Here is a 12262-nt window from a genome sequence, read left to right on the forward strand (position 1 = left end):
CCCTTCGCGCGCGAGAGGCCGAACGGGGGGCCTTCCGCGCGCGAGAGGCCGGGCCGGGGCGGGGTCAGGCACGCGCGGGCACCCCGAGCGGGCGGCCGACCTGCCCGGCGAGCTCCTGCAGCGCCCGGTGCGTCCCGGCGTCGAGGGGGACGCCGTGCACCCGGCGCAGGGTGCGCTCGGCGGCGGCCCGCTGTCCCGGCGTCCGGACCGGCCGCTCGGCGTCGACCGGGGCCAGCGCGCGCAGGGCGGCGAGCAGCCGGGCGGCCCCGGTGCGCAGCTCCGCAGGGTCGCCGAGCCGGCCGGGGTCCAGGACGACGACCAGGTGGCTGACGCCGGGGTGCCCGCTGCCGGCCCGGAAGGTCAGGTTGCCCACGCCCGGGCCGGTCGGGCCCCGGCCGAGGACGGCGGTGAGCACCTCGACGAGCAGGGCCAGCCCGTAGCCCTTGTGCACCGACCGCTCGCGGTCGCTGCCCAGCGGCAGCAGGGCGCCGCGGCCGGGGAAGACGGCGGCCGGGTCGGTGGTCGGGCGCCCGTCGGCGTCCACGCCCCAGCCGAGCGGCACCGGGCGGCCGGTGCGCATCGCGATCTCGAACTTGCCGGCGGCGACCGCGGAGGTGGCCATGTCGAACACCAGCGGCTCCTCCCCCGCCACCGGGACGCCGAGGGCCAGCGGGTTGGTGCCCAGGTAGGGGCGGACGCCGCCGGCCGGGGCGACGACCGCGCCGGTGTTGGTGGCGGCCAGCCCGACCAGCCCCTGACCGGCCGCCTCGAACACGTAGGCGCCGCTGGCGCCGTGGTGGCTGCTGTCGCGCACGTTGACCCAGCCGACGCCGTGCGCCCGCGCCCGGCGGACCGCCTCGGCCAGCGCCAGGGTGGTGACCGGGTGGCCGAGCAGGCCGTGCCCGTCGACCAGCGCGACCGCGCCCTCACCGTGCACCGTCGGCTCGCCGTCGGTGGCGATCGCCCCGGCCTGCAGCCCGCGCACGTAGGCCGGCAGCCGGGCGACGCCGTGGGAGTCGATGCCGGACAGGTCGGCGTAGCCGAGCACCCGGGCCGCGTCGCCGGCGTGCTGCCGCCGGGCCCCGACCGCGGTCAGGACGGCGGTGGTCCAGCCGGCCAGCACGTCGGCCGGCACGCGGACGTCCGGCTCCGCGACGGCCACCGGCGGGGCGGGCGCAGCGGGGGCGCCGGCGTCGAAGGCGGCCAGCACCGCGTCGGCGACCGCGGCGGTCGGGGCCGGCGGGGTGCCCTCGGGCGCCAGGTCGTAGGTCCACGGGCCCGACCGCAGCACCGCGTCGACCGCCGCGCGCACCCGGTCGCCGAGCCCGCGGGTGGCCGGGAAGTGCCGCAGCAGCGCGGCCAGGGCGAGGAAGCCGCCGAGCGGGTCGGCCACACCTTGCCCGGCCCGGCGCGGCGCCGACCCGTGCGCCGGCTCGAACAGCGCGGTGCAGCGGCCGCGGACCGGCTCGCCGGGGTGCACCGAGGCCGAACCGCACAGCGCCGGCGACCCCGCCCGCCCGGCGGCCAGGTCGGAGAGGATGTCGCCGAGCAGCCCCTCGGTGACCAGGACGTCGGGCACCGCGGCACCGGAGCCGAGCTCGTAGGCGGCCCGGTCGACGTAGCGGTGCTCGACGGCGACGCCGCGCTCGCGGGCGACGTCGCCGGCGACCTGGCGCCACAGCCGGCCGGTGGCGTAGAGGTTCGCCTTGTCCACCGAGACCAGCCGCCCGCCGCCCCGGCGGGCGAGCACGTCGCAGGCGGTGTGCACGACCTCGGCCACCCGCCCGCGGGTCAGCCGCAGCACGTCGGTGGCCTCGTCCTCGCCGAACCGCCGGTCGTCGGCGCCGCCGTAGGAGCCGCCGACCAGGTTGCGCACCACGGTCAGCTCGGTGCCGTCGCGGAACGGCACGTCGCGGACGGAGATGCGCAGGTCGTAGCGCTCGCGCAGCCGGTGCAGCGCGACCTCCGGGCGCGGGCACACCCCGGCCGGCACGCGGGGGTCCTCCCCCACCGCGCCGAGCAGGACCGCGTCGGCGGCGTCGCAGGCGGCCAGGGTCGCGTCGGGCAGCACGTCGCCGGTCTCCGCGGCGGCGCGGGCGCCGACCGGCCAGGGCCCGGTCACCTCGACCGCGCCGTCCGCGGCCAGCCGGTGCAGCAGCCGGGCCGGCCCGTCGAGCACCTCCTCGCCCACGCCGTCCCCCGGCAGCAGGGCGACCCGGATCACCGCAGCACCAGCTCGCGGCCGACGGTGGTCAGCGCCCGCTCGGTGCCGGCCTCGCCCAGGCACGACTCCAGCTCCGCCAGCCAGCCGGGCAGGGCCTGCGCCATGGTCGGGTGCTCGGCGTGGCCGAGGTCGCCGCCGAAGGCCAGCTGGTCGTGCGGGTAGACCTCGCCCAGCGTGGTCGACCGCGGCCCGTCGGGGGTGAGGATGTCGGGCAGGATGCCCAGCTCCAGCACCACGCCGAGCCGGGCGAACTCCGGCGCCGCGGCGTCGTCCCACCGCAGGAACGGCATCCGCGGGTGGTTGAGCAGCATCCGGCGCACCCCGGCGGCGTGCGCCGCGCGGAAGAGCACGAGTGCCTCCGCGCAGGTGAGGTGCCCGGAGGCGAGCACCAGGTCGGCGGCGGCGACCACGTCGAGCACCTCGTGCCAGGCGGGCAGCAGCGCGCCGCCGTCGTCGAGCACGTCGACCTGCCGGAAGGACAGCGTCCGGTGCACGGCGAGCTCCGGTCGGGCCGCGGAGGCGACGTGCGCGGGTGCGGACACCGTCGGCATCCACACCACCCGCCCGCCGAGCCGGGCGGCGACCTCCACCGCGTCGGGGTTGGCGCCGCCGACCGGGGAGTTGAGCACGATGCCGCCGAGCACCTGCACGCCGCCGGTCTCCGCGCGGGTCGCGGCCAGGGCCGCGCGCTCCGCGGTGGACCCCTCGTGCGCCTTGAGGACGGCGAGGTCGACGCCGACCTGGGCGTGCGCGCCGACCACCTCGTGGTCGGCGCCGTGCCGGGGCACCAGGCTGGGTGACCCGTGCACGTGCAGGTCGGCGACGCCGGAGACCAGGAGCGGGCTCACCGCTCCGTCCGCGGCCGGTCGGCGGCCGTGGCGCCGGCCACCTGCGCACCGGCCACCGGGGGCGTCGCGGAGGCGGGCACCGGCCGGGTGGTCGCGGCGTCGTCGGCGTCCGCCGGCGACCCGGTGCCGGCGCCGGTGGCCCCCCGGCGGCGGGTGAGCAGGTGCACCACCACGCCGGCGACGGCGAACCCGGCGCCCACCGCGATGAACGTCGGCGTCATCACCAGCAGCGCGATCGCCGCCACCAGGAACAGCAGCCGCTCGGGCAGGCGGGCCGGGCCGAACAGCCAGGCGCCGGTCACCACGGCCAGGGAGGCGACGGCGACCACGGACGTGGCGAAGGCGATCAGCACCGTCTCCGTGCCGCCCTCGAACAGCAGGCCCACGCCGCGCGGGGAGAGCACGAAGATGAACGGCACGAGGAACGCCGGCAGCGTGTACTTCCAGGTCAGCCACATCGTCTTGACCGGCTTCCCGCCGGTGATGGCCGCGGCGGCGAACGGGGACAGCGCCGTCGGCGGGGACACCTCGCTGAGCACCGCGTAGTAGAAGATGAACATCGCCGCGGCGAACGGCTCTACGCCCACCTGCTGCAGCGCCGGGGAGATGACGACGAAGCTGATGATGAAGCTCGCCGTCACCGGCACGGCCAGGCCCAGCAGGATCACCACCACCGCGGAGAACACCGCGGTGAGGACGACGCTGCCGCCGGCGAAGTCGACGATGATCCCGGCCAGCCGCAGCGCCAGCCCGGTCAGGGTCATGACGCCGACGATGATGCCGGCGACGGCCATGACCGGGATGACCGACAACGCGCCGGTGGCACCGGCGGCCAGCGCGTCCCACAGCCGCCGCGGGGTGATCCAGGACCGCCGCTCCAGGAAGCTGAGGGCGAACGCCAGCACGGTGGCGTAGACGACCGCGCGGAACGGCGTGTAGCCCAGCGCCAGGAAGACCACGATCGCGGCCAGCGAGGAGAAGTGGTAGCCGAAGCGCAGCAGCAGCTTGCCCGCCGACTGGGTCTGCATCTCCACGGTGTGCGTGCCGTGCCGCCGGGCGTCCATCTCGATGGCCAGCACGATGCCGAGGTAGTACAGGACGGTGGGGATCGTCGCCCAGACGAGCACCTCGAGGTAGGAGACCTGCAGCAGCTCGGCGATGATGAACGCCGCCGCGCCCAGGGTCGGCGGCGACATGATCGCGCCGATGCCGGCCGCGGCCAGCACGCCGCCGCCGGCCTCCTTGGGGTAGCCGGCCTTCTTCAGCAGCGGCCAGGAGATGCCACCGAGGGTGACGGTGGTGGCCACGCCCGAGCCGGACACCGTGCCCAGCAGGAAGCCCGACAGCGTCACGGTGCGGCCCGGGCCGGCCGGGGACTGCCCGAAGGCCGCGAAGGACAGGTCGATGAAGAACCGGGTGGCCCCGGAGGCGGCGAGCACGGCGCCGTAGATGGTGAACAGGATGATGTAGGTGGCCGCGACCTCCAGCGGGGTGCCGAAGATGCCCTGGGTGCCCATGACGTTGTGCCCGACCAGCCGGGGCCAGCCGAAGGCGGCGGTGGTGAACGGCGAGGGCAGCGAGGACCCCCAGTAGGCCGAGGCCACGAAGAGCAGGACGACGACCGGGACGAGCACCCCGACGGTGCGCCGCGCGGCCTCCAGGCACAGCAGGATGAGCAGCGTGCCGACCAGCAGGTCGGTGTCGGTGGGCAGGATCGCCCGCCGGAAGAAGCCCTGCCAGTCCGACACGATGTACAGGCCGGGCACCAGCGAGGCCAGCGCCAGCAGCCAGTCCAGGACGTTCGGCCGGTCGGGCCGGCCGGCCTCCTTGGCCCTGGCCGGCCGCGGCCAGCCGCGGTAGGTGAGGAAGGTGAGGAACAGGCCGACGGAGAGGAACACCGGCAGGTACACCTGCCGCGGCATGGGGTTGAACACCCAGTAGAGGGCGAACAGCGACAGCCCCACGCCGACCACCGAGGTGACCCAGCTGGGCCACCCGCTGAGGTGGCGGGCCGGCTTCTCGGCCTCGAACTCCGCGATCAGCGCCTCCTCGTCGATCCGGTCGGGATCGTCGAGGGGGTCGGCGTCGGGCCGCCGGTCCAGGGTGGCGACGTCGACCCGCCCGTCCGGCGGGTGCGCGCCCCCGTGCCGTGGCCGGTCGGCGGCCGGCGCGTCCTCGGCGGTGCGCGGGCGCGGGCGGCCGGGCAGCTTGATCTTCATCGCTCGATCTCCAGTAGCACGGTGGCGTCCTCGCCGGTCACGAGCCGCCAGATCGGGACGGGCTCGGCGCCCGGGGTGTACAGGGTGCGCTCACCCAGGTCGGTCGCGGCGATGTTCAGTCGTTCGAAGACGGCGGGCCGGGCCGGGTCGGGTGCGGCCACGTGGTCCAGACGGTCCCCGGGCGGGGCCGGGCGGGGCGCGCCGGGCACGGCGTAGTACTCCTCGAGCACGGCCACCTGCTCGGCGGCCAGCTCCACCAGCTCGAAGCGGCCGTCGGGCAGGACGCGGTACCGCTCCTCGGCCAGGGTGGTGTAGACGCTGTTGCGGTAGCCGACGGCGAACCGGTCGCCGCTGAGCGGGACGCGGGCGACGAGCCCGCCGTCCGGCGTCCGGACGACGACCGCCGGCCGGTCGTCCCCGGCCGTCCCGACCGTGGTCGCGGCGACCCCCGCGCCGGCCAGCACCGCGCCGACCAGCACCGCCCCGGCCAGCGCGACGGACGCGACCGTCAGCACGGTGGACCGGCGGGGGCCGGGACCGCGGGCGGACGTGCCGCCGGGGCCCGCGGTGCGGACCCCGGACCCCGACGGCACGACCACGGCCGGCTCCTCCCCGTGTGCCCGGGAGGTCAGCTCACCGAGTCGAAGTAGGCCTGCGCGCCGGGGCAGGTCTCGATGAACTCGACCTCGTCGGCGGTGGCCGGGTCGAGCTCCTCGGCCGCGGGGTGCACCGTGAGCAGCTGCTCCTGGTTCTCGAAGATCGTCCGCGTGATGTCCTGCTGGAGAGTCTCGTCCATGTCGTCGCGGACGACGAGGATGTTGGGCGAGACGACCTGCGGGGAGGCCTCGGGCTGGCCCTCGTAGGTGTCGGCCGGGATCTCGTCGGCGAAGTAGTAGTCGCCGTACTGCTCGGCCATCGCGTCGGCGTACTCGCCGGTCGGGATGAGCACCAGGTCGGCGCTGCTGGCCAGGTCGACGATGGCCCCGGTCGGCAGGCCGCCGGACCAGAAGCCGGCGTCGACGGTGCCGTCCTGGATGGCCGCGACGGTCTCGGCGACCCCGAGCTGCGCGCGCTCGATGTCGGCCTGCGGGTCCAGACCGGCCGCCTGCATGATCCGGTCGGCGGTGACCTCCGAGGCCGACCCGACCGCGCCGGGGGACACCCGCTTGCCGCGGAGGTCCTCGATCGTGGTGATGCCGGTGTCGGCGGTCGTGAACACGTGGGTGAAGTTGTTGTAGATGTTGCCGAGCGAGCAGATCGGCAGCGGCTCGGTGAAGGTGTTCTCGCCGTTGACCGCGTCGGCGACGACGTCGCCGAGGGCGAAGGCGATCTGCGCCTGGCCGGAGGCCAGCAGCTGCATGTTGTCCACCGAGGCGTTGGTCTCCTGGACCGTGACCGTCGTGCCCTGCAGCTCGGAGCTGAGCAGGTTGGCGATGCCGCCGCCGTAGGGGTAGTAGACGCCGCCGGTGCCGCCCGTGGCGAAGGTCAGCGGCCCGCCGGGGGCCGCGGCCTCGCCGCCCCCCGCGCTGCCGGTCTCCCCGCCGCCGGAGTCACCCCCGCCGCACGCGGTGAGCAGGAGGGCTGCGGCCAGGCCGGTGCCCAGCAGGCGCCGGACCGGGCGGGGGGAGGTGGGGCTGGAGGTCATCGTCGGCCTTCCTGGTACGTGCGGTCGGGCGCCCCGGGCCGGGCCGCCGGAGCCGGTGGGGCCCGCGGCCGGGACGGTCGGACCGAGTGAAGCAGGTCACAAGATCGCTTGTCTACTGTTTACGATCCGTGTGACCATATCGACGCTGACCGAGGCGGGAGGTGCAGATCCGGACGTGACCGGGCCCGAGCACATCACCGCCGTCCCGCTGCGCGAGCACGTCTACGGGCGGCTGCAGGAGCTGCTGATCGCCCGCGCGCTGGCCCCGGGCGACCACCTCGTCGAGGAGCGCCTGGCCACCGAGCTCGGGGTCAGCCGCGGCCCGGTCCGCGAGGCCCTGCAGCGGCTGCACCGCGACGGCTGGATCACCCTGCGCCCGCGCCACGGGGCCTTCGTCAACCAGCCGACCCGCCGCCAGGTCGAGGAGTTCTTCGAGGCCCGCGAGCTGGTGGAGCGCTCCGCGGCGGAGCTGGCCGCCCAGCGCTGCACGCCGGCCGACGCCGCGGCGCTGCTGGCCATCTGCGACGAGGCCGACGCCGACTGGGCACGCGGGGTGCCCACCCAGCAGATGGCCGGGCACACCGCGCGCTTCCACCGCACCGTGGCGCTCTGCGCGCGCAACCACCTGCTGCTGGAGTTCGGCGAGCAGCTCTCCCAGCGCAGCCGCTGGTTCTTCGCCCCCCTGGTCGGCGCCATCGCCCCCCAGGCGTGGGCCGAGCACCGCGAGGTCGCCGAGCTGGTCGCGGCCGGCCGCGCCCACGAGGCGGCCGAGGCGATGCGCGTGCACGTCCGGGAGTCCCGCGACTCCTACCTGCACACCCAGCTGCTCGCCGACACGCCGTCGGAGCCGGTCGCCGTGCGCCGCACCCGGGCGCCGTCGGGCTCGCGCACCGCACACCGCACGCCGGCGTCCGCCGGCGGCACCCCCCTCCCCCGAGCACCGGAGACCTGAGTGGACGCTTCCCGGATCGTGCTGGTGACCGGCGCCTCGAGCGGCATCGGCCGGGCCTGTGCCGAGGCCTTCCTCGCGCGGGGCGCGCGGGTGGTCGCCGCCGCGCGCCGCACCGAACGGCTCGCGGACCTGCAGGCCGGGCACGGGGACGCGGTGCTGCCGCTGACCCTGGACGTCCGCGACCGGGCCCAGGTGGCGGCCGCGCTGGGCTCGCTGCCGCCGGAGTGGACGCCGATCGACGTCCTGGTCAACAACGCCGGGCTGGCCGCCGGCCGCGGGCCGGTGCACACCGACGACCCCGACGACTGGGACCGGATGCTGGACACCAACGTCCGCGGCCTGCTCAACGTCTCGTCCTGCGTGCTGCCCGGGATGGTGGAGCGCGGCGCCGGGCACGTCATCAACATCGGGTCCAACGCCGGCCGCGAGGTCTACCCCGGCGGCACCGTGTACTGCGCGACCAAGGCCGCCGTCGAGCGGATCACCCGGGGCATGCGGATGGACGTCCTGGGCAGTGGCGTCCGGGTGAGCCAGGTCGACCCCGGCATGGTCGAGACCGAGTTCTCCCTCGTCCGCTTCGGCGGCGACGAGGCCCCGGCCAAGGCCGTCTACGAGGGGCTCACGCCGCTGTCGGGCGCGGACGTCGCCGACGTGGTCACCTGGATCGCCGACCGCCCGCCGCACGTCGTGATCGCCGACGTCCTGGTCTACCCGCTGGACCAGGCCGGCTCCGGGAGGGTGGCCCGCCGCGGCTCCTGAGCCGCCGGCGTCCTCACCCCGCCGGGTCGGCGTCCGCCTCCTCCGGGGACAGGCCCAGCCGGCGCAGCACCTCCGCGGTGTGCTGGCCCAGCGCCGGGGCGGCCGGCACCTGCGGGGTGCCGCTGCGGCTGAACGTCCAGGGCAGCCGGGCGTGCACCAGCGGGCCCTCGGTGGGGTGCTCGACGGTCTCGAAGAACCCGACCGCGGCCAGGTGCTCGTCGGTGAAGAGGTCCTCGACGGTGTGGACCGGCATGGCGGGCACGTGCCGGGCGTGCAGCTCGGCCAGCCAGTACGCGGTGGGCCGGCGGGCGAGCTCCTCGTCGACCAGCCGGTACAGCTCGTCGATCCGGCGGGTGCGCCCGCCGATGCCGGCCAGCTCGGGGTCGGCGGCCAGGTCGTCGCGGCCGACCAGGGCGAAGAACTCCCGCCAGTGCGCGTCGGTGTAGAGCAGCACCGCGAGCACGCCGTCGGCGGTGCGGTGCGGGCGGCGGTGCGGCGAGGCCGTGCGGGCGTACCCGGTGCCGCCGGTGCGCCCGGCGTACACCCGGCCGCCCTGCTGCTCCATGAGCAGGAAGGACGCCATCGACTCGAACATGGGCACCTCGACGGCCTGCCCCACGCCGGACACCGACCGCTCGTGCAGGGCGGCGAGGACGGCGGCCAGCGCCATGACGCCGACGGTCTTGTCGACCACCTGGGTGCGCACGTACTGCGGGTCCCCGCTGCCGCCCTGCACCGCGGCCAGCCCGGACACGCCCTGGACGACGTCGTCGTAGGCCGGCTCGTCGCGGTAGGGGCCGGCCGAGCCGTAGCCGACGGCGGCGCAGTGCACGATCCGCGGGTTGCGGGCCAGCACGGTGTCCGCGTCCACGCCGAGGCGGGCGGCCGCCCGGGGCCGCATGTTGTGCAGCAGCACGTCGGCGCCGTCGACCAGCCGGTCCAGCGCCGCCCGCCCGGCCGGGGTGGTCAGGTCGAGGACGACGGACTCCTTGCCCCGGTTGAAGGTGAGGAACGCCGGGCCCAGGCCGGTGCCGCGCTCGTCGGCGACGCCGCGGATGATGTCGCCCGCGGGCGGCTCCACCTTGACCACCCGCGCACCGAGCTGGGCCATGAGCACCGCGCAGTACGGGCCGAGGAACGTGGAGGTCAGCTCCACGACGGTCAGCCCGGCCAGCGGCCCGGGGGACGGCGGCACGGGGCCTCCCTGCTGCGACGACGGCGGTGCGGGCAGCGTGCCAGAGCCCGGCGTGCGCCGGTCGCCGGGCGGCTCAGCCGCGGGGAGCCCCGGCCGGGAGGGCGAGCGGGCCCGTCCCGGCGTAGTGCCGGTCGAGCAGCGCGGTGAGCTCGGGCGCGGGCATCGGCCGGGCGAAGTGGAAGCCCTGCGCGGTGTCGCAGCCCAGGGCGCGCAGGGCGACGGCCTGCTCGGCGGTCTCGATGCCCTCCGCGACCGTGGCCAGGCGCAGGCTGCGGGCCAGCGCGACCACCGCGGCGGTGAGCGCCGCGGAGTCCGGCGTGGTGACGTCCCGGACGAAGCTGCGGTCGACCTTGAGGACGTCGAGCGGGAAGCGCTGCAGGTAGGCCAGGGCGCTGAACCCGGTGCCGAAGTCGTCGACGGCCAGCCGCACGCCGAGCCGCTTGAGCCGGTGCAGCAGCGCGACGACGTCCTCGTCGTCGGCGGCCAGCAGCGACTCGGTCAGCTCCAGGGTGAGCGTGTGCGCGGGCAGGCCGGTGTCGGCGAGCACCTGCGCGACGGTGTCGAGCAGCCCCGGCTCGGCGAGCTGGCGCACCGAGAGGTTGACCGAGACGGTCAGCAGCGGCTCCCCCGGCGCGGCCAGCTGCCAGGCGCGGGCCTGGCGCACCGCCTGCTGCAGCACCTGGCGGCCCAGCGGCACGATCAGGCCGCTCTCCTCGGCCAGCGGGATGAACTCCGCCGGTGTCACCAGGCCGCGGCGGGGGTGCTGCCACCGGGCCAGCGCCTCGACGCCGGTGATCCGTCCGGTCAGCAGGTCGACGTAGGGCTGGTAGTGCACGGCGACCTGGCCGTGGGCGACCGCGGCGCGCAGCTCGGTCTCCAGCCGCACCCGGTCGGCCACGGCGCGCCGCATGGCCGGGTCGTAGCCCGTCCAGCGGTCCCGCCCGGCGCGCTTGGCCGCGTACATGGCGATGTCGGCGTCGGCGAGGGCCTGCTCGGCGTCCCCGCCCCACCGGTCGTCCAGGACGGTCACCCCCATGCTCGCGGTGATCCGGATGTCGGAGCCGTTGGGCAGCCGGACGGTGCTGCGCAGCGCGGCCAGCACCGTGTCGGCGGCCGCCTCGGCGCCGGCCGCGGTGGTCTGCTCGAGCAGGACGACGAACTCGTCGCCACCGAGGCGGCCGACGGTGTCGGTGCGCCGCACGGCCTCCCGGAGGACGGCGGCGGTCCGCTGCAGCAGCCGGTCCCCGGCCTCGTGCCCGCCGGTGTCGTTGACGGCCTTGAAGCCGTCGAGGTCCAGCAGCAGCAGCGCGCAGGTGCCGCGGCCGGGTCCGCCGGCCAGGGCGCGGCGCAGCCGGTCGGTGAGCAGGCTGCGGTTGCCCAGGCCGGTCAGCTCGTCGGTCACCGCCTGGGTGCGCAGCCGCTCGTGCAGCCGCTCCCGTTCGGTGACGTCGGTGGCCACCGCCACCACGCCGAGCGCCTCGCCGGTGGACAGCCGCACCGGTGCCGTGGAGACGGCCAGGTGCGCGGCACCCCCGTCGCGGCGGACCCAGGCCAGGGGCTCGTCGTGCAGCTCCTCCCCCGCCAGCGCCCGGGCGTGCAGGGCGGCGACGGCGTCGGCGTGCACCGGACCGCCGGAGGCCGACCGGTCGGACCGCCGGTGCAGCCGGACGGGGCCGTCGATCGACTCGCGCGGTGGCAGCTCGAAGAGCCGCTCGGCGGCGCGGTTCCAGGTGACCAGCCGGTCGTCGGGGTCGATGAGCAGCATCGCGGCCGGGCTGGTCTGCACGATGGCCGACAGCTGGGCGTGGCTGGCCTCCTGCGCACGCTGGGCGGCGGCCTGCCCCCGGAGCGACTCGACCAGCAGCTGCATCGCGGTGCTGGTCACGACCAGACCCACGACCGGCAGCAGGGCCAGCACCGGGGACGCCGGCGGCTGCCCCAGCTGCGCGGCGAGGAACACACCGCTGGCGTAGGCGAGGACGTCCAGGCCGACCAGGGCGGCGAGCGCCCGGCGACCGTGCTGCAGGCTGCGCAGGCCGCAGACCGCGTAGAGCAGCCCGAGCGCGGCCTGCGGTTCGGGCGCGGCGACGGTGACGGCGGCCAGCGCCAGCATCTCCAGGACGACCCGCGCCGCCTCGGCGGCCGGCCCCCACGGACGCCGGCCCGGCCGGCGCCAGCACAGGGCGGCGGCCAGCGTCAGCACGGCCGCGGCGGCGCGCCACCCGGCCGGCTGCTCGGAGCCGGCGAGCATGCCCATGACCCCGAGGCAGGAGGCGGACGCGAAGCCGAGCATCAGCCAGTGCACCCGGGTGGTCCCCGGTGTCGTGAGGGTGGCCAGTGCGGCGTGCGCACGTGCGCCCAGCCCGGACGGCGGTCGCCGCCCCGGACGTCGTGCGGGCACCGTGGTCCCGGTCATCTGC

At 76.5% G+C, this 12262-nt stretch carries 9 protein-coding genes; 2 read left to right on the forward strand and 7 right to left on the reverse strand.

Annotation, left to right across the window (positions count from 1 at the left end; genetic code table 11):
• Positions 1-64: 64 nt before the first annotated feature.
• From RTG05_RS14510 to RTG05_RS14530, 5 genes are read right to left on the reverse strand one after another with little or no spacing between them, the layout of a single operon-like run.
• Positions 65-2224, reverse strand: a complete 2160-nt coding sequence (locus RTG05_RS14510; RefSeq protein ID WP_166525709.1) for an Ldh family oxidoreductase — start codon at positions 2222-2224, stop codon at positions 65-67.
• The gene (locus RTG05_RS14515) at positions 2221-3072 is read right to left on the reverse strand and encodes a DUF6282 family protein (protein ID WP_166525710.1); all 852 of its coding nucleotides are present in this window, start codon (positions 3070-3072) and stop codon (positions 2221-2223) included. The genes RTG05_RS14510 and RTG05_RS14515 overlap by 4 nt, the downstream gene beginning before the upstream one ends.
• Complete coding sequence (locus RTG05_RS14520; RefSeq protein ID WP_166525711.1) at positions 3069-5291, reverse strand: TRAP transporter permease; 2223 nt, start codon at positions 5289-5291, stop codon at positions 3069-3071. Before RTG05_RS14520 ends, RTG05_RS14515 begins: the two co-directional genes overlap by 4 nt.
• On the reverse strand, positions 5288-5890 hold the full coding sequence (locus RTG05_RS14525) for a hypothetical protein (RefSeq protein ID WP_166525712.1): 603 nt from the start codon (positions 5888-5890) through the stop codon (positions 5288-5290). The genes RTG05_RS14520 and RTG05_RS14525 overlap by 4 nt, the downstream gene beginning before the upstream one ends.
• Positions 5891-5919: 29 nt before the next feature.
• Complete coding sequence (locus tag RTG05_RS14530) at positions 5920-6936, reverse strand: TAXI family TRAP transporter solute-binding subunit (protein ID WP_315911904.1); 1017 nt, start codon at positions 6934-6936, stop codon at positions 5920-5922.
• A gap of 175 nt (positions 6937-7111) precedes the next feature.
• Here RTG05_RS14530 and RTG05_RS14535 point away from each other — a divergent pair, with 175 nt between their 5' ends.
• Together RTG05_RS14535 and RTG05_RS14540 are read left to right on the forward strand one after the other, a co-directional pair.
• Positions 7112-7888, forward strand: a complete 777-nt coding sequence (locus tag RTG05_RS14535) for a GntR family transcriptional regulator (RefSeq protein WP_315911905.1) — start codon at positions 7112-7114, stop codon at positions 7886-7888.
• Positions 7889-8647, forward strand: coding sequence for an SDR family NAD(P)-dependent oxidoreductase (locus tag RTG05_RS14540; protein WP_166525713.1), 759 nt, complete (start codon positions 7889-7891; stop codon positions 8645-8647). It begins immediately after the preceding gene.
• A gap of 13 nt (positions 8648-8660) precedes the next feature.
• Here the strand turns inward: RTG05_RS14540 and RTG05_RS14545 are convergent, their stop codons facing one another.
• Together RTG05_RS14545 and RTG05_RS14550 are read right to left on the reverse strand one after the other, a co-directional pair.
• Positions 8661-9842, reverse strand: coding sequence for a CaiB/BaiF CoA transferase family protein (locus RTG05_RS14545; protein WP_166525714.1), 1182 nt, complete (start codon positions 9840-9842; stop codon positions 8661-8663).
• 73 nt (positions 9843-9915) lie between these two features.
• A complete protein-coding gene (locus RTG05_RS14550; protein ID WP_166525715.1) occupies positions 9916-12258 on the reverse strand; it encodes a putative bifunctional diguanylate cyclase/phosphodiesterase in 2343 nt (780 codons plus the stop codon).
• Positions 12259-12262: the final 4 nt, after the last annotated feature.

This window comes from Geodermatophilus sp. DSM 44513, assembly GCF_032460525.1.
In the GTDB taxonomy this organism is placed as follows: domain Bacteria; phylum Actinomycetota; class Actinomycetes; order Mycobacteriales; family Geodermatophilaceae; genus Geodermatophilus.

Coding starts and splice junctions, on each gene's coding strand:
- RTG05_RS14520 (WP_166525711.1), bottom strand. CDS start 5,291: ATGAAGATCAAGCTGCCCGGCCGCCCGCGCCCGCGCACCGCCGAGGAC.
- RTG05_RS14530 (WP_315911904.1), bottom strand. CDS start 6,936: ATGACCTCCAGCCCCACCTCCCCCCGCCCGGTCCGGCGCCTGCTGGGC.
- RTG05_RS14550 (WP_166525715.1), bottom strand. CDS start 12,258: ATGACCGGGACCACGGTGCCCGCACGACGTCCGGGGCGGCGACCGCCG.